Origin of the sequence: Burkholderia sp. MSMB1078WGS (genome assembly GCF_001528895.1) — a bacterium.
Lineage (GTDB): Bacteria > Pseudomonadota > Gammaproteobacteria > Burkholderiales > Burkholderiaceae > Burkholderia.
Genome location: NZ_LPDI01000061.1, coordinates 63,336 through 86,948, shown reverse-complemented (window position 1 = coordinate 86,948; position 23,613 = coordinate 63,336). Strand labels below are relative to the sequence as shown.

The window sequence follows — 23,613 nt, the reverse complement described above, 5'->3', positions numbered from 1 at the left end:
TCCGGCGCACCGAGGCTCGCCGGACGTCCCTGCGGACGGTTGTTGCAAATTTGAGAGCCCGCTCTCGATGCATGGCCCGCGTTTCGCGCGTTTCTGCTGACGAACCGTGTGTTGCGGCAGGCCAGCAACCGTCCATTACCCCCGGCGAATGGCGGGCCGGCCGCTCGATGCCCCGCGCCGGGCAGCCGGCGACACGGCCGGAACACGGGTTCCGTCCGAAATACGAAACGAATTTGATTCATCCGTGAAAATACCCACACGATCATGCGGTGAAAAACCTTTGCCATCCGGCACGCTGCGGGCGTAATAATTAAAACAAATGTAAACGCTCGATCCCGATAAAAACGGGCCATCATTTTTCATTTCCAGTCGACCAGCCATTGGCGAGCGACTCATTGAAGAAACGTTTTCGAGCATTTATCCGCAGGATTCTCATCACTGAAACAAAGGCGATGAAGACCACTATCGATAGATCGATGCTTGCGTCGTACAGGCATCAACGGGGTTGTCGGCGAAACCGGAGCGCCTGTCGCGGCGCTTCGTCGACATCGCCGGCGCGGTCGCATGAAGGTGCTCGCGACAGGGGGAACGGGCTATATCGGCAGCCATCCGTGCAAGACGCTCGCGAAAGCGGAACACGAGCCGTGTCGCATACGACGCTCTCTCGTCCGGCCATTGCGGCGCGGTCCGCAGCGCGTCGCGCCGATATCCTCGAGCGCAACGCGCCGTCATCGCGACATGCCGATCGATGACCGGCCGGCCGCCCGTCAGCCGAGCAGTTCCTTCTTGCGCAGATGCACGATGTCGCGCATCGGCGGCGCGCCGAACAGCCGGCTGTATTCGCGGCTGAACTGCGACGCGCTTTCGTAGCCGACGACGGCCGCCACCGACCCGACGTCGCCGCCCTGCCGCAACAACAGCCGTCGCGCCTCGTGCAGTCGCAACTGCTTCTGGTACTGCAGCGGGCTCAGCGTCGTCACGTGCTTGAAATGATGGTGCAGCGACGACACGCTCATGTTGACCGCCTGCGCGAGCGACTCGACGCGCATCGGCTCCGCGAAGTGATCGCGGATCCATTCGATCGCACGCGCGATCCGGTGCGTCTGGCTGCCGGCGATCGCCATGTGCCGCAGCCGCGTGCCCTGCCCGCTCGTCATCAGCCGGTACAGCACTTCCTTCTCGATCAGCGGCGCGACGACCGCGATGTCGGCCGGCGTATCGAGCAGCCGCAGCAGCCGCAACGCCGCATCGAGCAGCGGCGGCGTCAGCTCCGCGAGCGCGATCCCTTCGCCTTCCGGGCCCGCGTCGGGCTCGGGCAGCCGCATCTCGGCCGCCAGTTCGACGATGCGCTGCGGATCGAGCGTCAGCGACAGGCACAAGTACGGCTCTTCCGCCGACGCACGCGTCACGCGCGAGAGGATCGGCAAGTCGATCGACGTAATCAGGCAATTGTGCGCGTCGTATTCGTAGGCGTGGCCGGCCACGATCACGCGTTTCGCGCCCTGCGCGGCGATCACCAGCGCGGCGCGCGACACGCCGCAGCCGAGATCGACCGGCCGCGTGTGCCGATGCAGCATCAGGCCCGGCACGGCCGTCGAGTGCGAGCCGTCCGCCGGCGCGAAACGGCCGATCAGCGACGCCAGCTCGCGCCGCCCGGATTCGCGCGACGCCACGATATCGGTCATGTCCATGACGCATCCTCGAATGATTTCCCGTGTCGCGCGAGCATAGCGAAACGGCTCGCGGCGTGCAGGGGATTTGCAGGATTGTTCAATAAATTTGCAGGATTGGGTAGACGCAAAAACCGGCTGCTCGCGCACACTCGCGCTAATCCGGCCCACGCCGGGTTTTCCCCACGGAGACAATCAAAAATGCCTACCTCGTTTGTCCTGAACGGCAAGAACGTCACGCTCGACGCCGATCCGTCGATGCCCGTCCTCTGGGCGATTCGCGAACACGCGGGACTGACCGGCACGAAATTCGGCTGCGGCATGGCGCAGTGCGGCGCGTGCACCGTGCATCTCGAAGGCCAGGCCGTCCGCTCGTGCGTGCTGCCGCTCGCCGGCATCGCGGGCAAGCACGTCACGACGATCGAAGGCCTGCAGAGCAAGCCCGCGCGGGCCGTGCAGGCCGCGTGGGTCAAGCTGCAGGTGCCGCAATGCGGCTATTGCCAGTCCGGCCAGATCATGTCGGCCACCGCCTTGCTCGAACAGAATCCGAAGCCGACCGACGCGGACATCGACGCCGCGATGAACGGCAACCTCTGCCGCTGTGCGACCTACGCCCGCATCCGGGCCGCGATCCACGACGCAGCCGCGACGCTGGGAGCCTGACCATGACGATCGAACTCGACCACACCGATTCGGTGCGCCCGTCGCGCCGCACGTTCCTGAAGGCCGCGGGGGCAGCCGCCGCCGTCAGCCTGACCATCGGCTTCGACTGGGCCGGCCTCGGCCGCCGCGCGCTCGCCGCGACCGTGCCGGCCGGCGAATTCGCGCCGAACGCATTCCTGCGCATCACGCCCGACGGCGCCGTCACGGTGATCGCGAAGCACGTCGAAATGGGCCAGGGCGCGTATACGGGCATCGCGACGATCGTCGCCGAGGAGCTCGACGCCGACTGGTCGAGCGTGCGCGTCGAAAGCGCGCCGGCCGATGCGAAGCGCTACGCGAACCTCGCGTTCGGCACGATGCAGGGCACGGGCGGCAGTTCGGCCATGTCGAACTCGTGGCAGCAACTGCGCGAAGCGGGCGGCAAGGCGCGCGCGATGCTCGTGTCGGCCGCGGCAGCCCGCTGGAAGGTGCCGGCCGCCGAGCTGACCACCGCCGACGGCGTCGTCACGCACGCGAAGAGCGGCAAGACGGCCGCGTACGGCACGCTCGTCGCCGATGCGTCGAAGCTGCCCGTGCCCGACAAGGTCACGCTGAAGCAGCCGGCCGATTTCAAGCTGATCGGGCACCGGATTCCACGCGTCGACGCGTCGTCGAAATCGAACGGCACCGCGCATTTCACGCTCGACACGACGTTCCCCGGCATGCGCGTCGCGCTGCTGCAGCGGCCGCCGCGCTTCGGCGCGACGGTGAAATCGTTCGACGCGACGGCCGCGAAGGCCGTGCCGGGCGTCGTGTCGGTCGTGCAGGTGCCGGGCGGCGTCGCGGTCGTCGCGACCGGCTTCTGGGCCGCGAAACAGGGCCGCGATGCGCTGAAGGTCGAATGGGACGAAACGAAGGCGGAAAAGCGCGGCTCGGACGAGCTCATGCGCGAATACCGGCAACTCGCCGAAAAGCCGGGCACGTCGGCGCGCAAGGACGGCGATGCCGATGCGGCGATCGCCGGCGCGGCGCGCAAGATCGGCGCGACGTACGAATTCCCGTATCTCGCGCATGCGCCGATGGAGCCGCTCGACGCGGTCGTCAAGCTGACGGCGGACAGCTGCGAGATCTGGGCCGGCGACCAGTTCCAGACGGTCGACCAGGGCAACGCGGCCAGGACGGCCGGGCTGAAACCCGAACAGGTGCGGATTCACACGCTGTATGCGGGCGGCAGCTTCGGCCGGCGCGCGAATGCGTGGTCGGACTACGTGGTCGAGGCCGTGTCGATCGCGAAGGCGCTCGGCGCGGACGGCAAGCCCGTCAAGCTGCAATGGACGCGCGAGGACGACATCCAGGGCGGCTTCTACCGGCCGATGTACTTCCACAAGCTCGATGCGGGCCTGACCGCGGACGGCCGGCTGGTGGGCTGGCGCCACCGGATCGTCGGCCAGTCGATCCTCGCCGGCACGCCGTTCGAAGCGTTCATGGTCAAGAACGGCATCGACGCGACGTCGGTCGAGGGCGCGGCGAACCTGCCGTACGCGGTGCCGAACGTGTCGGTCGAACTCACCACGACCCAGGTCGGCCTGCCGGTGCTGTGGTGGCGCGTGGTCGGCAGCTCGCACACGGCCTACGCGGTCGAGGCGTTCATCGACGAAGCCGCGCACGCGGCCGGCAAGGACCCGTATGCGTTCCGCCGCGACCTGCTCGCGAAGGAGCCGCGCACGCGCGCGGTGCTGGATCTGGCCGCGCAGAAGGCAGGCTGGGATCCGGCCAAGCCGCTGCCCAAGGGGCGCGGGCGCGGGATCGCGGTGGCCGAGGCGTTCAAGAGCTATGTCGCGCAGGTGGCCGAGGTATCGGTCGACGCGGACGGCAAGGTGAAGGTCGAGCGCGTGGTGTGCGCGGTCGACTGCGGGATCGCGATCAATCCCGACATCGTCGCCGCGCAGATGGAGGGCGGCATCGGTTTCGGGCTCGGCGCGGCGATGCACAGCGCGATCACGCTGAAGGACGGCCAGGTCGAGCAGCGCAACTTCGACGGCTACCACGTGCTGCGGATGGCGGAGATGCCGAAGGTCGAAGTGCATATCGTGCCGTCGGCGGAAGCGCCGACCGGGGTCGGCGAGCCGGGCGTCGCGCCGGTCGGGCCGGCCGTGGCGAACGCGATCTTCGCGGCGACCGGCAAGCGGCATTACGTGCTGCCGTTCGATTCGGCGGATAGCGCGAAGGCCTGATATGCGGGAACGCCGGCTGCCGGGCGACGCATGCCCCGGGGCCGGCGTTTTTCAATGCATCGCGAGAACACCCCGCTTATCCGGGCCAAAGTCCGCATGACATGGGGCGGCTCGGCGTCGCTCACGCTTGGTCGACTTCAGGCCAAAGCCTCGGAAACAGAATTCATCGCACGCAATTGCGGCACGAGCGCGGTGGCCAGCGGGGTATCGCTGACGGCAAGCCACCGCCGCAAAGCATCGACCCGCTCGGCGGCGTGCCCGAGCAGCGGATCGAGTACGCTATCTTCGGGAAACAACGGTTCGAAGGTAGCGACGGCCGTCATGCTTCCTCGTACGGTTCCATGTAGGGTTCGATGTCGGCAATTGAATCGCGTATGTCACTGATTCATATTGAGTTTTCATTGACACATGCCGGGTCCGATGTAGGGTTCCAGGCAGGGTTTCCGAAGCCCGCCGCCAGCCTCGGTCGAGCGCATGTTACCGGCGCCTCCCCACGTTACGTCGGACGTAACGCCCCGTAACGTAGCGACGCGATGCTACGTAACAATCCTTCAGCGCCAGTCCGACCCTTTCATCAATCGCCCGGCGGCTTCCCGTTAAAAATTCTTGTAAATTCAAGGCTGACGCGCCGTCCGCGCCGCGATCGCCCGTTATTACCATCTGACGATCCGCCCCTGGCCCGGAAGTTGCAGCACAAGGCCCGCAAACACTCCTTTACGGACATGCGAGGGCCACCATGGATTGCAAATACCTGTACATCGACAATATAAAAATCAACTTCGTGCGCCGCACGATCGAAATCGACAACAAGGTCGTCGACGTGACGCCGCGCGAATTCGACGTCGTCGAATTCCTGCTCGACAACATGAACAAGATCGTGCCGCGGCAGGCAATCCAGGAAGCCGTGTGGGGCCGCGAGCTCGGCGTGTCGTCGCGCACGCTCGACACCCATATCTCGCGGATCCGTTCGAAGCTGCAGCTCGAACACGACAAGAATCTGCGGATCATCCCGATCTACGCGGTCGGCTATCGCCTGGTGCTGTTCGGTGCGGCGATGACGCACGTCGAGCGTCATGACGCGGCGCCGATGCAGCGCACGGCGCCGCAACCGTCGATGGCCGCCGACTACGCGTAACACGTCACCCGCGCGCCGCCCGATCGCGGCGCGCCGGCAATGCTTCCCCCACCGCGCTGCGCGGATTCGCAGCACCTCGCAACCGGCCGGCCGGACGCGGCCTGCACGCCGCCCGGCCCGCCAGCCAGCCGCACCCCAACCGCCGCCTCCGGGCGGCGGTTGCTTTTGACCGCCCGCCGTGGCAGCGCCCCGCTTCATCGCGCGCCACCGCCCTTCGCCGTCGTTCATCGCGCTTCGTAGCGCTCCGCTCCCGCCGTCTGCGCGCGATGGTCGCGACTACGGATTCCGGCGCGGCACGCGGCCAGCGCCGTCCCTACAATCGACGCAGCAGCCGCGCGCCCCTCGGCGCCGCCGGCCCCAGAACAATCCGTCGAACCAACGCCGAATCCGCCCCGACCCCGCCGTGCCTGCGCTGTTCCTGACGAATGCCGACGCCGGCGACGCCGCGAACCGGGCCATGCCCGCCGCTTCCCCGCCGCCCGCCGCCGCGCCGGCCGCGGTCGCGCTCGACGCGTCGCCCTACCTGCCGCGCCTGTCCGCCGCCGCCGCGCGCGGGCTGTCGCATGCGTACTGTGCGACCGGCGCCGTCCCGGTCACGCTCGGCGAGCATGCGTACGAGGTGCGCTGGCGCGTCGACGCCGAGCCGGCCGCCGATGCGCACGCGTACCGCTTCGTCGTCGGCCCGGCGGCCGGCACGCTGTGGATCGACCCGATCGCGGAAACCGAATGGCTCGGCGATGCAGCCGACCCGGCGGTCCCGGCCGTGATCCGCGCGGCACTGCTCGCCGACCTGTGCGCGCCGCTCGCGGCGGTGCTGCAGGCCGCGACGCGGCAGCGCGTGGAACTGCTGCCGCCGCCGGCCGGCGCGCCGGCCTCGCACGCATCGCCGGCCGCGCTGCGGTTCGAGCTGCGGCGCGCCGACGCCGCGTGGCGCTGCCACGGCGCGCTGCTGTTCGACGCGCCGGATGCGCTGGCCGTGTTCTTCGCGGCCGCCCCGGCCGCGCTCGCCGACGCGCGCGCGGCCTACGCGAGCCTGCCCGTGCCGCTCGTGTTCGAGATCGGCCGTACCGAGCTGACGACGGCCGAGCTGGCCGATGTCGTCGGCGGCGACATCATCGCGATCGAGCGCTGGCAGGCGCACGAGCAGAACCTGCTGTGCGTCGCGCGTCTGCCGGCCGCGCCGGCGTGGGAGATCACCGGACGGCCGTCGGGCAACCGGCTGACCGTCGAACGAATCAGGGAGATGCCTTTGGAACCGACCCGCACCGACTCGCCGCCGACGACGCACGACGCGCCGCCCGCCGACGCGCCGCGCTCGCTCGACGGCCTCGCCGTCGACCTGCGCTTCGAGCTGCCGCCCACGTCGATGCCGCTGGGCGAGCTGAGCGCGCTGCAGCCGGGCGCCGTGATCGAGCTGCAGCAAGGGATCAACCAGAGCGTGATCCATCTCGTCGCGAACGGGATGCTGATCGGCACCGGCCATCTGATCGCGGTCGGCCAGAAGCTCGGCGTGCGCGTCGTCACGCTGACGCAACCCGCGCCGCGCGAGCGCTGAACGATGGGCAATCTGCCGAATCCGGTCGCGCTGATCGCGGTGATCGCCGCGCTCGGCATCGCGCCGTTCGCGGCGTTGATGGTGACGAGCTACACGAAGCTGGTGGTCGTGCTCGGCCTGCTGCGCTCCGCGCTCGGGATCCAGCAGGTGCCGCCGAACCTCGTGCTGAACGGCATCGCGCTGATCCTGTCGCTGTTCATCATGGCGCCCGTCGGGATGTCGATCCGCGACGCGCTGCAGGCGCGCCACTTCGATGCGTCGGGGCAATTGTCGACCTCGGACATCGGCGTGCTCGCCGATGCGGCGCTACCGCCGATCAAGGATTTCCTGGTATCGCATACGCGGCAGCGCGACCGCGAATTCTTCGTGCGGACCGCGACGTCGGTCTGGCCGAAAAACCGCGCGGACGGCATCAAGGACGACGATCTGCTCGTGCTGGTGCCGAGCTTCACGCTCGCCGAGCTGACGAAGGCGTTCCAGATCGGCTTCGTGATCTACATCGTGTTCATCGTCGTCGATCTGCTGGTCGCGAACATCCTGCTGGCACTCGGGATGCAGATGATCTCGCCGACGACGATCTCGGTGCCGTTCAAGCTGCTGCTGTTCGTCGCGCTCGACGGCTGGTCACTGCTCGTGCACGGGCTCGTGCTGTCGTATCGCGTGGCGGGTGCGGGATGAACGCGCGCCGCCTGCGAACCGTCGCCGCCTGCCTGTGCGCGCTGGCCATGCTCGCGCTCGCGTGCCTGCCGTCGCGCGTCGTGCAGGCGGCCGGCGGCGGCGCCGGTTTCGCGCAACTGGCGCGCGCCTGCGCGCCGAACGTCGATCCCGCGACGCTCGCCGCACTCGTGCGCACCGAGTCGGGTTTCAATCCGTATGCGATCGGCGTGGTCGGCGGGCACCTGACGCGCCAGCCCACGTCGCTCGACGAGGCGCGCGCGACCGCGCGCGAACTGTCGTCGCGCGGCTTCAGCTACAGCGTGGGCCTCGCGCAGGTGAACGAACGCAATTTCGCGAAATACGGGCTCGACGAAGCGACGATGTTCGAGCCGTGCCGCAACCTGCAGGCCGGCGGCGCGATCCTGACCGAATGCTTCGCGCGCTCGTCGGGCACCGGCCGCGCCACGCAGGCCGCGTTGCGCGCGGCGCTGTCGTGCTACTACAGCGGCAACTTCACGACCGGTTTTTCGAGCGGCTACGTGAGCCGCGTCGTCGCGAGCGCGCAGCGCAATGCGCGCGAAGGCGGCGTCGAACCGATTCCCGTCGTGACCGACACGCCGCCGCCGGCGCGCCAGCGGCGCATGGCCGCGGCCGCCGCGACGCCGCCCGAACGCGCGCGCCGCCTGCCGTCGGCCGCCGCGTCCGCCGATGCGCCGTCGTGCCATGCGCGCCCGGTGCTGATGATGTGCCGCGGGCTGCCGGCGAACCAGGCGAAGCGGCTCTGCGTGCGGTGTCTCGATCAGTAAGTCGGCCCGCCCCCACCGCGCCCGCTCCACTTCGCCGCCGTTCGTAGCGACGCCCCGGCGGCGCGCGCGCATCGGCGTCGCGCTACGAAACGCGCTGCGTCATCGCGGTGCATGCCTTTCTACACTCCAAGCTTGACCGTAATGGCATCGTAATGCGCGGCCCGTCGAGAGCGCGGCGCGACCGGGAGAAGTTTGATGCTGGATATCGACGGCGTCGGCATGGGCGCCAACTGGATGGCGTTTCTCGAGCGCACGCTCGAAGCCGAACGCGCGCAAGCGGCGGCCGAAGCCGCGCGGCAATCGGGCGATCCGTCGAAACAGCAGACCGCCACGCCCCCGCCGCCGCCGATCACGGTGCAGGTCACGCCCGATACGGACCCGTCGAAGCCGACCAATGCCGAAATCGCGTCCGCGACCTCGCTGATCCGGAGCCTCGCCGAACAATACCGGCCCAAGCCGCCCGACATCACGGTCGACGATCCGCTGACCAAAGCCGCGCAGACCGCGATCCAGGGCGCGCAGACGCAATACGACAACGCGCAGCAGGACGAGCAGGACAAGCAGACCGCGCTGACGAACGCGAAGAACGATCCGTCCACGACGAAGGACGCGCTGGCCCGCGCGCAAACCGCCTACGACAACGCGCACAAGGCCACCGCGAAGGCGGAAAAGGAGCTCGACGTCACGACCGACGCCGGCTACATGATCGCGTATGCGCAGCAGGCCGATCACGACAACGAAGCGCTCGATCCGACACGCGCCGGCTCCGCGCAATCCGACGCGAATGCGGCGCTCGACCGGCTGAAAGCGGCGGCTCCCGGCATCGGCGACGATCCGACCCAGGCGTCGCAGGACAACTGGACGCCGCAGCAGAAGCAGGCCTACGACGCGTGGCAGCGGGCGGACGCGAAGCTGTCCGAAGCGAAGGCGCTGCACAACGCCGACATCGCGAACTCGAATCTCGCGCTCGCCCAGTTGCAGTCGTATGCGTCGAACGGCGATTACGCGGATGCGATGGACGCCGGCATTGCGCGTATCAACAAGCAGCTCGCGCCGCTCGAGCGCGTGATCGACGTGCCGCCGGCGCTGAAGCCCGACGAGGCGCGGACGCAACTGACGCAGAGCGCCGACGACGCGAACTATGCGAACGCGTGCCTGAATGCGGCCACCGACGCGGCGAAGGTCGCCGACATCCAGGGCACGTACAACGCGGTGTCCGGCAAGTACGGGCCGACCGTGATGAGCACGACGGTCGCCGCGCAGAAAGACCTGCTGAATCACGCGCAGGCGAGCGCGCGCGTGAGCGGCGGCTATTTGCAGATGCTGTATGCGAATCGCCAGGTCGACGAACAGCAGAAGCACTACGACGCCACGCAAAAGAGCGCGACGCAATGGCGCCGCGACCATCCCGGCGTCAAGCTGATGGATCCGCGCGCCGATCTCGGCGTCGAAGACGCCGCCACGCAACTGTCGAAGGCGAAGGATGCCGCGAGCCTCGCGCACGACGGCTATGTTGCCGCTTACGGCAACGCGCTCGCGATCCACTACGACGATCTCGCCGCCGGCGTGCAGGATCGGTACGACCACCGGACGATGTGCATCGCGAACGATCCGACGCCGCTCGAGATCAAGGGCCTGAAAACGATCGCGTCCGCGCTGCATCAGGCCGACGACCGGATGACCGTGTCCGTCAACGAGCGGGCGACGAAGCAGACGCTCGCCGATGCGCAGGCGAAGCAGCAGGAGCTGAAGATCAAGGTCGACGGGTTGCAGGCCCAGTACGACCAGTGGAACCGCGATCACGGCATCGGCCCGACGCCGAGCGTGTTCTCCATCGTGAAGCCGCAGGGCACCCCGAAGAACATTCCGTTGACGGCGCCGGTGCCGTTCGTCGTCAATCAATACGCGAAGCCGCTTGCCGATGCGCTCGCAGAACTCGATCGGGCGAACCAGGATGTCCAGCGCGCGCAACTGCTCGGCGAAACGCTGCATCAGCAGGTGCTGTTCAACGAATTCGACGCGCATCTGGACGAGCGGTTGCGCAATCCGAAGACCGAATCCGATCAGAAGGATTACGCGAAGGCGCTGTCCGACTTCTTCGGCGCGCACCGCAGCGAGCTGTCGCAGTCGCTGCTCGACAAGGCCGGCGAAGCCACCCGGCACGGCGCGACGATCGACTTCGGCAAGCTCGACGACACGCAGCAGCGCAATCTCGTCGGCGTCGCGCTCGGGCTGTCGCCGGACCACGCGACCGACGACCCGCACGCCGCGCAATTCAGCGACGGCAAGAAGCTCGAATCGATCGACAAGGTGCGCGACGAACTGCTGAAGGTGGGCGGCGGCGCCGGCACGCGCGTCAACGTGATGCCGATCGTCTATGCGTCGAAGGACGCCGGCCTCGTCACGAGCGCGATCTTCAAGGTCACGAACGAGAACGGCGACACGCATTACGTCGACGATCAGGGCGCGAAATATTCGAGCATCGACAACTTCATCGACGACAACTCGCTGTCGTCGGACGGCACGCTCGACATCGCGACCGGCTACGACGCGAACGGCGCCGCACGGATCGACCGGCACGACACCGCGCACGACGACAGCTGGTGGGAAAGCGTGATGCACACGTTCGGCGCCGGCGACGTGAACCTCGGGATGCTGCTCGGCGGGATCGCGCTCGAAGTCGGCGGCGGCCTGCTCGATGCGACCGTGTTCGGCGCGCCGCTCGGCGTCGCGCTCAATGCGGCCGGCACCGGGCTGATCTACACGTCGGCGGCGGCGGCCGTCGCGAACTCCGGCTACGACCTCGCCAATCGCATCCAGCACGATCGCACCATCAGCCCGCTCGACGCGCAAGCGCGCGCCGATTACCTGAACCTCGTGCCGGCCGGCGTCGGCGGCGTCGGCAAGATCGCCACGCTGCTGAACGACTCGAAGGGGCTCGCCACGTTCGTGCGGCGCGCGACGACGGTCACCGGTCTCGGCGGCGCGGCGGAAGCCGGCGTGCAGTTCGTGCACGATGCGCTGACGGGCCATACGGACCGGCTCGCCGGCGATGCGTCGTCGTTCATCCTGAATCTCGGCCTCGCGCAAGGCCACCAGAAGCTCAAGGCCGTGACGACCGGCATCGTGCGGCGCACCGGCGGCTTCGGCGGCCGCGACCTGAACAATCAGGCCGTGCAGATCGGCGACCAGACCGTGCGCATCGGCCAGAGCCGCTACACGGCGACCAACACGCTGCGGCTCGGCCGCACGCGCGCGACCATCGACGGCCGCAGCGTGACGGTGGCCAGCGACGGCACGCTGATGGTCGGCAAGCGCGTGCTGACCTACGAAGGCGTGCCGATCCGCGTCTTGAGCCGCGCGAATGCGGTGAATACCGGCGCACGCGGCAAGACCGGCACCACCGCGTTCGTCGACCACGAAGGCCGCATCACGATCGCGGAGCGCGTCGACGGCTCGTGGCGCACCCTCGAGCGCACGCGCTTCAACCGCTACGACACCGATGGCCGCATCACGGCCGGCCGGGACGGCAGCCTGACGCTGTCCGACGGCATCGAGCTGCGCGCACCGAGCCAGGTCGGCGCCCCGCGCGGCGCGACCCCGGCGCCCGCCGCGCCAGCGCCGGCCGCGCCGCCGCACGACGACGGCGCGCGCACGAATGCGGCCCGCGCGACCCCGTCCGCACTGCGCGCGGCAACGGACCCGACGGCGGCGGTCGCCGAGCCGGCCGCCGCGACGTCGCGCGCGACCGCGCAGGCGGGCCGCGCGTCCGCGCAGGTACGCGAACGCGCCGCCGAGAACGACCAGGATGCGCGCACCGCATCGCGCGCGGATCGCCGCAGCGGCGATGCACGGACGATCCAGTACCGGCGGATCGCCGATCCGGCCGAAGCCGGCGCGGGCGGCCCGCTCGAACCGCTGACGTTTCGCCAGCGTGTCGCCTGGACCGTCCTCCATGCGATCGAATCGTCCCCGCTCGCGCCGGGCTTCGCCGCCCGCGATGCGGACGTCGCGGTCGCGACCGTCGGCCCGCGCGTCGAGCAGCACAGCTACGGCGGGCGCACGTTGTTCGTCGTGCGCAACGGCCGCGCGGATGCGCCCCTGACGCGCCCGGACGGCACGCCGTTGTCCGGCCACGAACTCGCGCTCGACACGCGCCACGGCCTGCCGGCGCCGTCCCGGCTCGACGAGCCGATCGTGCTCGTCGCGGAAGGTGCGGAGGCCGGGCTCGCGCCCGAACTCGCGAACGTCTGGAACCGCCCGGTTTTCGTCGCACCGCGCGGCGCGCTCGCGGCGGACGGCACGATCCGCGCGACCAGCGGCTTCCTGCGCTTCGATCCCGCGCCGCATCCGGACGTCGCGCTCGGGCCACTGCGGGCGGACGGCCTGCAGGTATTCCACGCGGACAGCGGCAAGCCCGTGGACCTGAACGAGCATCTCGGCGCGCTGCTCGGCTTCGGTGCGCACAAGGGCGGCTTCGCGCTCGGCCGGGACGCGGTCGTCGCCCTCTACGAGGATTTCAGCACGCGCGCCGAACAGCGGGCCAGTGCCGACGCCGAGCGCGCGGCGCTCGCGTTGCTGCGGCGTCGCTACGATCTCCCGACCGTCGCGATGGACGGCCCGTTTTCGCACGCCGGTCGCGTCGCGGTGCTGTACCAGCCGCGCGGCGGGCTGCATACCGGCGATGCCGGGCGCGGGCTGCTGCCGACGACGCTCGACCCCGAATCGCTGCAGACCTTGCGCACACTGCGCGACGCGATTCAGCAGGACCGGCTCTATTTCGATCCGCAAGGCGTGTATCGCGACGGCCGGCTGCTGCTCGCGGATCCCGGCCCGATCGAGACCAACAGCGACGCGTATCGTCAGACCCTGGCGGACGTCGACGATCAGATCACGCTGCTCGAACGCAGGATCGAGCGCGGCGACGTGAAGCTCGAGCGCCCGGACGTGCAGATGCGTGCCGGCGGCACGCCGCTGCCGAACCAGGTCAGCGCGCTCGCCGAACAGTCGGGCACGCTCGCCCAGCAGATGCGCCTGCTCGGCGGCGACCGTTCGCGCGCGAACGCCGCCGGCAAGCGTCCCGGCGGCCGCTATACGCGCAAGGCGCTCGAAGCCGAGGCGAGCCGGCAGCTCAATTCGTTCGAGGCCCGCTACGATGTCGACCTCGGCAATCGCGGCGATGCGCCGCCGCGCGATGCGGGCGATCCGCCGCACGACCGCGGGGGCCGCGACAAGCCGCGCGACGATGCGCCGCGCTCGATGCGCGAGATCCAGGCCCAGCGCGTCGCGTGGTTGCGTGCGCATGTCGAGCGCAACGCGTCGCCGTTCGGCGCCGCGACGCCGGCGCTCGATGCGCTGGGGCTCAGGCGGCGCGGCCTCGTGTCGATGGATGAAGCCGACCGTCTCGCGATCGTCCACGCCGACACGCAGCCCGACGGCACGCTGCTCGGCCCCGACGGCCGGCCGATCGATCCGCACGGCTTCTCGCTGCTGTCGGACGCGCCGTACGCGGGCCAGCGCGTGGTGATCCTGGCCGCACGGCACGCGAACGAAGGCGCGGCCGCGCAACTGGCGAACCTGTGGCAACGCCCCGTCTACGCGGTGCATCCGGACGCCGTCGGTGCAGGCGGCAGCCTGACCGATCTGTCGGGCATGAATCGCTACGTGCCGGCCGCTTACACGCAACCGGCACTCGGCGAGCTGTCGGTCACCGGCGGCCGGCTGCACGTCGCCGGCGACCCGGCGCGCCCGGTCGACCCCGCCGACCATCTCGGCCCGCTCGTCGGCTCCGGGCTCTACAAGACGGTATTCGACGGCGGCACGGGCCAGGCCATCGGCTTCTTCCGCGACACGTCGCCGGACGGCGTGGAAGTCGCGCATGAGGAGATCGGCGCCGAACAGGGCGGCCTGCGCGAACTGAAACGGCTCGGCCTGCCCGTCAGCACGGTCGACGGCCCGTTCTCGCACCTGGGCCGGGTCGGTGTCGTGTACAAGCCGGCCGCCCTTCTGAGCAGCGCCGCGATGGAGAAAGGGCTCGGCCTGCCCGGCGTGGTCCGGCGCAGCGGTCTCGGCGATCTGGTGAACATTCGCAACGTCACGCAACAGCACGGGTTGCTGTACGACTTCCAGGTGCTGTTCGGCCGTCATGGCGAAGTGCTGCTGCACGATCCCGGCCAGGTCATGCACAAGGCGGACCCGGAAGGCGACGTCGTCGAGCGGATCGACGGGGTCATCGACACGGTCCAGCGTGGCATCGCGACGGGCCGCATTCGCCTCGCCCATCCCGCGTATGCCGAAAGCGGTGCGTACGCACAACGCCCGGGCATGCTCGGGCGCGTCGTGCAGCGGTTCCGCGGCCGCGTGCTGCTGATGCGCGCGCATGCGATCGCGCGGCAGTCGCCGACCTTCCGCGCGCAGATGCGGCTGGCCCGCAGCGACGGCTGGACGATCCGCGTCGGCACGCCGGGCGGCGGTCATTACGCGGATGCGCAGACACGCACGATCGTGCTCGACGGCAATACGCGCCGCGCCGGCACGCTCGTGTTCGTGTGGGGCCACGAACTGCAGCACAGCGTCGATCTCGCGACCGGCGCGCTGGCCGCCGAACACACTAGCCCCGAAGCCGCGGTGGCCGCGCTGCTGAAGTCGGATGCGCGCGCGGAGGTCAACGCGTACACCATACGCAACGAAATCCTCGCCGCCGGCGGGCCCGACATCGCGGCCCACGCGAAGCTACCCGACGCGCTCGCCCGGGCGACCGAGCATGCGCTGACGAGCCGCGACCCGGCCGCGCTCGACGCCCTCGCGGATACGTTCGGCGACATGCGCACGTCGACGCCCGGCAATCCGACCTATCGCGACTACTACGGCGCACAGGTTCGCTCGGCCGCCGGCCGCCCCGTCGCGGCACGGCTCGCCGCGCCGGCGCGCGGCCGCCATGCGGTCGACGGCGACGCGATGAAGCACGCGCGCGCGTGGCTCGACGAGCGCGACATGCGCACGCTGACGCGCGCCGAAGGCCAGCACGCGCCCACGCTCGGGCACCTGGTGCAGCAGACCGGCACCGACACGGCCCTGCTGATCTCGCGCGCCGGCAAGCCGACGCCCGACGCGCCACCGACGTTCGTCGCGACCGCGCACGTCGATGCGAACGGCGCGATCCTCCGCCTGCGCTTTCTCGGCAACGCGCTGAGCGCCGAGGAACGGCAGGCGCTGAAGCAGGCGCTGTCGAGCGCGATGGAACGCAGCGATCCGACCGGCACCGCCGCCGCGCGCCGCGCGTTCGATTTCCATGCGTCGCCCGTCACGCACCGCGAACTGGCCGCGCTCGGCGGCCCGGCGAAGATCAAGCCCGCGCGCGAAGGCGAGACGGTCGAATTCACGCGCAACGGCCGCGTGCGCGATGCGTACGTCGATGCGATCGACGCGCTGTCGAAGGCGCGGCATTTCGCACGCGCGAAGCAGGCCGTCGCGACGGCCGGCCACGCCGATACGATCTACGTCGTCGACAAGGCGACCGGCAAGATCGCCGGTCATGCGCGCTACGACTCGGCCACCGGTGTCTGGCAATACCAGGAAAACGCACCGCACACGCAGACCCATGTGAAGGAGCGTCCGCTCGCCGCCGCATACCCGCAGCGCGGACGCATCCGGTTGCGGCCGAACGGCAAGCTGCACAGCGTGCCGCTCACGCGCGCACGCACGCGTGGGATGACGTTCTTCGTCAGCAGCGTCGAGCCGGCCATGCTGGCGCGGGTCGGCGACCGCTTCGACGCGCCGCGGCCACCGAAGAAGGACAAGACCGAAGTCCTGCCGCGCCGCGGCCTTCAATACGGCGGCCATGTCGCGATCAGCGGCGTGCACGGCCTGCGGCGCCGCTTCGCGTCGCTGACCGGGGCGGGCGCCGCGATCGCGCTGCGCCGCGCCCGCGCGATCGCGACGCTCGGCCGCGCGTCGCCCGCGACGCGCCCGCTGCCGGCCGGCGGCACGCGCCCGACCACCGCGCTGGCGCCGGCGCCCCGCACGTTCGAAGCCGGCCTGCTGCCCTCGGCGTCCGGTCATGCGCTGGATTTCAGCGGCCACAACATCGTGCACCTGCTCGGTCTCGCGAAAGCGCGCGGCCTCGTGCCCGGCAAGCATTTCATCTACGTGTATGGCGGCGGCGACCGCATCGCGTACCGGCTCGGCAAGCCGCGCGCGGTGATCACGGCCAACGCGGAAGGCGAACTGACGTGGCACGACAACTGGCGCAAACCGGACAGCCCGGGCGTACCGCTCGAAGCGTCGCCGATCGGCGGCGGCCCGTACGGCGGCGACACCCATCTGCTGCTGACCGAACTCGCGCCGGATGCGCTGGCGGAACACGCGCGCGGCACGCGGCTCAAGACGCTCGAGACCCGCCTCGCGGACGTCGACGCACTCGCCAAGGACCCGTCGCCGGAAACGTCCGACGCGCGGCGCAACTGGGGCGCGGCCGAGGCGCGGCGGCTGCGGTCGCAACGCAACGCGGCGCTGCAGGCGATCCGCCGCGCGAACGCCGCGGCCGCGCGCAACGGACAGGCGGCATCGGCCCATCCGGTGCTCGACGTACGGACCTATCAACCGTCGCTCGTCAGCACGACGCAGGTCGAATCGCTGCAGCGCTATGGCGACGGCAACGCGTCGGCCCTGCTCGCGCACTACGACCGGATCGATGCGCTCGTGCAGCACGCGCGCGATCCGCGCGCCGCGCCGCTCGAAGTGGACGATGCGGTCGACGGCGTACCGCCGGCGATCATGGCCGACGCACAGGCGTTGCGCGACACCGGCATGCCGCTGTACGTCGCGCGAGACTGGTCGGGCGGCGGCTCGCGCTATGCGCCGATTCCGCTCAGAAAAAAGGTGCTGAGCCGTTTCAGCACCGCGCTCGCGACCGATCGCGCGCTGCGCCGCCGGCTCCTCGCCGCCGATCCCGCGTACCAGCAGCGCGTCGTGCCGATGAGCCGCGCGTTCCGGCTTTCCGACGATCCCGCGACGTTCGTCGCGCAGATCGAACGGCACGGCGGCGTGATGGCGGCCGTGACGGTCGTGATCGATCCGCACACGCTCGCGGCCACGCGCGGCGCGAAGCACGACCCCGCCGTCGTGCACGACGCGAAGTCGATCGGCGACCACCGGGACGCGACGATCGACTACTGGACCGGCACGATCACCGGCGCGAACGGCAAGTCGATGCGTATCGACGATCTGGCCGAGAAATACGTGCACGACTGGCTCGACGCGTCGTCGAAGGCCGGTTTCCTGCTGCGCTTCGAAATGGCGCCGGCGCGGGCGCTGGTGTCGTCCGTCGACCACCGGCACCAGCCCGGCCCCAACACCGGCTATCACGACCACGCGCGGCTCGGCGCGCTGCTCGAATCGTGGAACCGGAAGCACCTCGGCCAGCCGGCGCCGCACGTGATGGTGACGTTCCACGGCTGGGACACCGTGCCGGAGCCCGCATCCGGCGCGAGCCATCTGGAGCTCGCGAAATCGCTGCTCGACCATCCGGCGCTGCCGTGGGTTCATGTCGGGCTGTCGTACGCGACGCATGGCTCGGACTTCGTCGCGAACCAGGAACTGACGACCGCGCTCGCGACGCTGCTCGTCGAGCGCGCCCGTGCGAACGACCCGACGCTCGCACGGCTGCACGGTGCCGACGCGCTGACACGCGTGTACGACCGCGTCGACCGCACGACGCTGATGAACCAGCACAGCCTGCTGCTCGCGGAAGTCGACCGCATCGGCCGGGCGCGTGGCATGTCGCCTGCGCGGATCGCGGCGTTGCGCCAGCAACTGTACGAAGGCAACACCTCGCAACTGCTGCATCGCGCCCGCTATGCGACGTCGCGCTTCGCGGTCGACCAATGGGCCGCCGACCCGCGCCGTGCGCCCGCGGCCAGCGATGCCGCCCGGATGTTCACCGAACGGTGGCTCGCCGACGTCGGCGCGCGGCTCGCGGCGCCCGAACAGCTCGTCACGACGGACGGCGGCGGCACCGGCGTCGAGCCGCTGCAGGCCTGGCGCGAAGCCGTCCTCGCGCCGGCCCTCGTCGCCGCCGATACGCAACCGATCAGCGAAAGCCGGCTCGTCAGCGCGCAGACGAACGAACCGATGCGTCCCGACGATCCGCTCGCCGCGGCCGCGGAACTGCATGCGCTGCGCCTGCATCAGCCGGACAGCTGGATCGCCGCGCTGCTGAACGGCAAGAACCTGATGTCGATCGCCATCGGCGCGGCGGCCGGCTTCGCGGTCCATCACTTCGGCCTGACGCCGGACAAATTCAAGCAGGCCGCGAACGCGGCGTTCGTCGGCGTGCGGACCGGCCGGCTCGTGCAGGCCGTGCACCAGGACACCGTGCGCGCGCTGCAAAGCGGCGACCCGCGGCTGTTCGACCGCGTGATCGACCGCTTCGTCGACGGCCTGAACAATCAGCTCGATGCGCACCAGATGCATGCCGAGCAGCGCAACGCGTCGCTGATCCTGCTCGCGGAAAGCGCGCGCGCGAAGATCCATCTCCAGCTGGCATTGCACAAGGCCGCATCGCTGCCCGCGGACAAGACGCTCGAGTACACGAAGATGATCGCCAACGACATGCTCCAGCAGATGCAGGGCGTGCTCGCGGGCACCTCGATCCAGCAGCTGCATTACGGGAATCCGCGCCGCTTCATGGGCAAGGCCGGACGGGCCGCCGCGATCGCCGGCTATGCGAGCCTCGGCGAGCTGTCGCTGCATGCGTTGCTGCAGAATCCGTCGGTGGTGCCCGCGCTGGGCGCGGCCGGTGCGCTGCTCGGCATCACGTACACCGGCCTCGTGCAGGGCGGTGCTTTCGCACACCTGAGCATCGAGCGGCGCAGCCGCGTCGTGCGCGGCATCGACCTGATGTCGGATCTCGCGAGCATCGCCGGCGGCGCGATCGCGCCGTTCGTCGGCCCGCATCCCGCGATCCACTCGGATTTGCCGATCGCGATTTCGTCGCTGTCGTCCGCGACGCTGCTCGCACTCGCGCGTATCGACACGCACTTCCCGAACCTGCCGAAGCGGCTCACCGGCTCGATCCCGACTTCGCTCATGGTCGCGCCGATTCTGATCTACGTCGGCAAGTGGATCTACACCGCGTTCGAGGACGACGACGGCAAGCCGCCGCCATCCGGCACGCAGCAGCCGGGCAGCGGCTCGACCCAGCACGCCGTCGCGCCGTCGCCGTCCGCCACGCCGGGGCAGCCAGCGCCCGTCACGCATGCGCCGCAGCCGAGTGCCCCGCCATCGCCGTCGGCGAGCGCCACGCCGTCCCAACCGCAACCGTCTTCGCCGGGCACGCCGTCGAACCCGCCTTCGCCGTCGAACGCCGCGCAGCCCTATATCGTCGTCGACGGCGATTCGCTGTGGGTGATCGCGGACCAGCATCGCCAGTCGCTGCTCGATGCCGCGCACGTGTCGCGCGCCGACCAGCAGGCGATGACGCGCGGCGAGCAGGATGCGCGTGCGCTCAACGAGATCCTGCAGCTCAATCCGTCGGCCGCGCGCGATCCCGCGCACCTGCCGATCGGCACGCCGCTGGTGGTCGGATGAGGGCCGGCCCGCCGCGCGCCACGTGCGGCGGGCGCGACCCTGCCCTCACCCCGCGCGCTGCGCCTCCAGCCACGCCTGGAACATCAGCACCGTCCACAACGGGTGCTGCCAGTTCATCCGGCCCGTCTGGTGCTGGCGCCACAGCCGCTCGATCGCCGCCGCATCGAAGAAGCCTTCGTCGCGCAAGCGCGACGGCCGCAGCAGCGCCTCGGCCCAGTCGCGCAGCGCGCCGCGCAGCCAATGGTCGACGGGCGCGCAGAAGCCCTGCTTCGGCCGGTCGATCAGCGCGGACGGCACGTACCGGTCGAGCAGCCGGCGCAGCAGCGCCTTCGACCGCCCTTCCGGCAAGCGCACCGATGCCGGCACGCGCCACGCGAATTCGACGACGTGATGGTCGAGGAACGGCATGCGCGTCTCGAGGCTCACGGCCATCGCCGCGCGATCGACCTTCGCGAGAATGTCGGTCGGCAGGTACGTGAGCGTGTCGATCGCCATCGCCTGCTCGGCGAAGCTCAGGTGCGCCGGCCACGCGGACACCGTGTCGAGCGGCGTCGGCGGCTCCTGCCCCGCCAACGCGATACGCTCGGGATGATGCACCGACGACATCAGCAGCCGGTACAGCCCGATGCGGCTCTCCGCCGTCATCACATGGCCGAGCTTGTGCAGGCGATCGCCGATGCGCGACGACGATTCGCGCGCCTCCACGCCGCCGCCCCACGCGCCCTGCGCGACGGCCGCGAGCTGGTCCGCGTGATCGGGCCGCAGCGCATGCAACGCGGCGGCGATCCGCGCGCGCACGACGGCCGGCACGCGATGCAGCTTGCGCCACAGGCGCGGCGTGAGGAAGTAGCGCGTATAGCCGCCGAACAGCTCGTCGCCGCCGTCGCCGGACAGGCTCACCGTCACGTGCCGGCGCGTCAGTTCGGAGACGAGAAAGGTCGGGATCTGCGACGCATCGGAGAACGGCTCGTCGTAGATCGACGGTAGCTTCGGCACGACGCCGAGCGCATGGTCGGCCGTCACGTAAAGCTCGGTATGGCGCGTGCCGAGATGGCGCGCGACGGCCTTCGCGTAACCGGCTTCGTCATAGCCGGCCTCGTGAAAGCCGATCGTGAACGTGTCGACCGGCGTCGCCGATTGCGCCTGCATCAGCGCGACGATCGTCGACGAATCGATGCCGCCCGACAGGAACGCGCCGAGCGGCACGTCGGCTTCCATCTGCCGCGCGACGGCCTGGCGCAGGACCGTGTCGAGCTCGCCGACGGCTTCGTCGGGGCTGCCCTCGAACGGCTGCGCGCGGCCCGCCTCGATCGCCTGTTCGAGCGTCCAGTACGCCCGCACGCGCGGCGTGTCGCGCGCATGTTCGAACTGGATGTACGTGCCGGGCGGCAGCTTGCGGATGCCGCGATAGATCGTGTAAGGCGCGGGCACGCTCGACTGGCGCAGGTACAGGCACAGCGCGTCGCGGTCGACCGCGCCGTCGAAGCCCGGATAGCCGCGCAGCGCCTTCAGCTCGGACGCGAACACGAGCGCGTCGCCGACCCGGCCGTAGTAGAGCGGCTTCTCGCCGATCCGGTCGCGCGCGAGCGTCAGCACCCGCGACGCGCGATTCCACAGCGCGAACGCGAACATGCCGGTCGCGCGGCGCAACGTGGCCTCGACGCCCCACGCGACGATCGCCGCGATCAGCACCTCGCTGTCGGAGTGGCCGCGCCACGCCGGTGCGCGCCCCGCGCGCTCGAGCTCCGCGCGCAGTTCGCGATGGTTGTAGATTTCGCCGTTGAAGACGAGGACATAGCGGCCGCACGCGGAAGCCATCGGCTGCCGGCCGTGCACCGACAGATCGACGATCGCGAGCCGCCGGTGGCCGAGCGCGATGCCGGCTTCCGGGTCGACCCAGATGCCCTGTCCGTCCGGCCCGCGATGCGCGAGGCTCGCCGTCATTCGCGCGAGCGTGCCGCGCGCTGTCTCCTCATCGAAGGCGACGCTATTCAGAAAGCCGTCGATTCCGCACATTGATTTGTCTGCCCCTGTTGACCTGTTCCGTCACGCGCGGCGCAACCTCGCGGCCCGCCGTCGGGCATGACGGTCGAGCCATATTACGAAGAAATAAATCAGCAATAATTCACCAGTGAATGTTGGCGGAATTCGGAAAAAAATAGACGTCAAGCGCCGTGTGCACATGGCGGCGCGACGGGGCCATATCGAATCGGCCGGTCGCCCGGCGGATACTGGCGAATCGAAAAAAGGGCCGCATGCCGACGGGGATGCCGCCCTGCGTCAACCCGCGCCGGTCGCCCATTTCAGCAACTGAGCGACCTCGCGGAAATGCTGCGGCTGGATCGTGCCGTTCTCGGGCGTCGTCTCGTACAGCGCCTGCGCGAGCCCGACGTTCGCGAGCGTCGGGCGCAGCGCGTCGCGGGCCAGCCGCACGATCCGCTCGGCCGCGTCGCCCTCGCCGCGCGCGAGCACCCACGGCAGCGAGCCGATCCCGCCGTAGTAGAGCGCGACCGCGACACGCGGCGAATAGACGACCACCGACGCATAGCCGATCCGGTCGGGCAGCGACGCGAACTGCACTTCGCGCGCGAGCTGGCGGCGCTTCGCCTGGATGTGCGGATCGCCTTCGTCCTCCTTGTGCTCGCGCCGCACTTCGTCGATCGACATCTTCATCTTCTGGTTGAACTCGTGCCGCTGGTGCACGATGTCGATCAGCGCCATCACGATGTAGATCAGCGCCGCCCAGCCGAACAGCAGCATCAGCAGCTTCACGATCAGCGCGAGGATCGAGACCGGCCGCGTGAAGCCCGACTGCACGGACGGGTCGAGCGACTCGACGATCAGCCAGCCGAGCGTCGCGACGAGCAGCGCCGTCTTCAGCAGCATCTTCGCGAGGTTGACGAGGTTGCGCAGCGACCACAGGTTCTTCATCCCCTCGGCCGGATTGAGCCGCGACAATTGCGGCACGAGGCGGCTCCACGCCATCACGCCGCCCACCTGCACGAAGCCCGCGAGCAATCCGGCCAGCAGGCCGGCGGCGGCGATCTGCGCGGACAGCGTCGCCCAGTCGCGCGCGGCGCCATCGATCAGCACCGCGAGCCGCGCGGACGGATCGGCCGCGCCGACCGCGTCGAACACGAGCCGGAACAGCGCCTGCAATCGCGCGAACAGCGAGCCGATGCCCACCGCGAGCGCCACGCACACGCCGACGAAGAACGCGGACGAAACCGTTTCCGCGCTCTTCGGCACGTCGCCTTTCTCGCGCGCCTCGCGCAAGCGTTTCGCGGTCGGTTTCTGGTCCTTTTCGGCCATGTCGGCTCCGGCG

Annotated in this window: 12 protein-coding genes; 7 read left to right on the top strand and 5 right to left on the bottom strand. The window is 69.9% G+C overall.

The genetic code is table 11. The features are described from left to right. Positions 1-135 precede the first annotated feature (135 nt). Together WT24_RS32905 and WT24_RS15940 are read right to left on the bottom strand one after the other, a co-directional pair. Positions 136-417, bottom strand: coding sequence for a hypothetical protein (locus tag WT24_RS32905; RefSeq protein ID WP_156441812.1), 282 nt, complete (start codon positions 415-417; stop codon positions 136-138). Between the two features lie 350 nt (positions 418-767). Continuing rightward, positions 768-1,691 carry an AraC family transcriptional regulator gene (locus tag WT24_RS15940; RefSeq protein WP_059502629.1) on the bottom strand — a complete coding sequence of 308 codons (924 nt, stop codon included), beginning with the start codon at positions 1,689-1,691 and terminating at the stop codon, positions 768-770. Positions 1,692-1,871: 180 nt separating this feature from the next. On the opposite strand from WT24_RS15940, the gene WT24_RS15935 reads away from it, so the two are divergent. Beyond that, positions 1,872-2,333, top strand: a complete 462-nt coding sequence (locus WT24_RS15935; RefSeq protein ID WP_060034693.1) for a (2Fe-2S)-binding protein — start codon at positions 1,872-1,874, stop codon at positions 2,331-2,333. A gap of 2 nt (positions 2,334-2,335) precedes the next feature. Continuing rightward, a complete protein-coding gene (locus tag WT24_RS15930) occupies positions 2,336-4,546 on the top strand; it encodes a xanthine dehydrogenase family protein molybdopterin-binding subunit (RefSeq protein ID WP_060034690.1) in 2,211 nt (736 codons plus the stop codon). A gap of 137 nt (positions 4,547-4,683) precedes the next feature. On the opposite strand, the gene WT24_RS15925 is transcribed toward WT24_RS15930, so the two are convergent. After that, positions 4,684-4,869, bottom strand: coding sequence for a hypothetical protein (locus WT24_RS15925; protein ID WP_060034687.1), 186 nt, complete (start codon positions 4,867-4,869; stop codon positions 4,684-4,686). 413 nt (positions 4,870-5,282) lie between these two features. Between WT24_RS15925 and WT24_RS15920 the strand changes: the two genes are divergently transcribed. The 5 genes from WT24_RS15920 to WT24_RS34905 all read left to right on the top strand — a co-directional run bounded on the left by WT24_RS15920 (position 5,283) and on the right by WT24_RS34905 (position 20,288). After that, positions 5,283-5,681, top strand: coding sequence for a winged helix-turn-helix domain-containing protein (locus WT24_RS15920; RefSeq protein ID WP_059502623.1), 399 nt, complete (start codon positions 5,283-5,285; stop codon positions 5,679-5,681). 403 nt (positions 5,682-6,084) lie between these two features. Beyond that, the gene (gene sctQ, locus WT24_RS15915) at positions 6,085-7,236 is read left to right on the top strand and encodes a type III secretion system cytoplasmic ring protein SctQ (RefSeq protein WP_059793354.1); all 1,152 of its coding nucleotides are present in this window, start codon (positions 6,085-6,087) and stop codon (positions 7,234-7,236) included. Between the two features lie 3 nt (positions 7,237-7,239). Then, the gene (sctR, locus tag WT24_RS15910; RefSeq protein ID WP_059502619.1) at positions 7,240-7,914 is read left to right on the top strand and encodes a type III secretion system export apparatus subunit SctR; all 675 of its coding nucleotides are present in this window, start codon (positions 7,240-7,242) and stop codon (positions 7,912-7,914) included. Next, a complete protein-coding gene (locus tag WT24_RS15905) occupies positions 7,911-8,699 on the top strand; it encodes a lytic transglycosylase domain-containing protein (protein WP_060034684.1) in 789 nt (262 codons plus the stop codon). Before sctR ends, WT24_RS15905 begins: the two co-directional genes overlap by 4 nt. Before the next feature lie 195 nt (positions 8,700-8,894). Next, positions 8,895-20,288, top strand: a complete 11,394-nt coding sequence (locus tag WT24_RS34905; RefSeq protein WP_060034681.1) for an LWXIA domain-containing protein — start codon at positions 8,895-8,897, stop codon at positions 20,286-20,288. Positions 20,289-20,333: 45 nt separating this feature from the next. Here the strand turns inward: WT24_RS34905 and asnB are convergent, their stop codons facing one another. Next, complete coding sequence (asnB, locus tag WT24_RS15895; RefSeq protein ID WP_060034678.1) at positions 20,334-22,304, bottom strand: asparagine synthase (glutamine-hydrolyzing); 1,971 nt, start codon at positions 22,302-22,304, stop codon at positions 20,334-20,336. Between the two features lie 264 nt (positions 22,305-22,568). Then, positions 22,569-23,600 (bottom strand): EscU/YscU/HrcU family type III secretion system export apparatus switch protein, encoded by a 1,032-nt coding sequence (locus WT24_RS15890; protein ID WP_059502611.1) that lies wholly within the window; start codon positions 23,598-23,600, stop codon positions 22,569-22,571. Between the last annotated feature and the right edge of the window lie 13 nt (positions 23,601-23,613).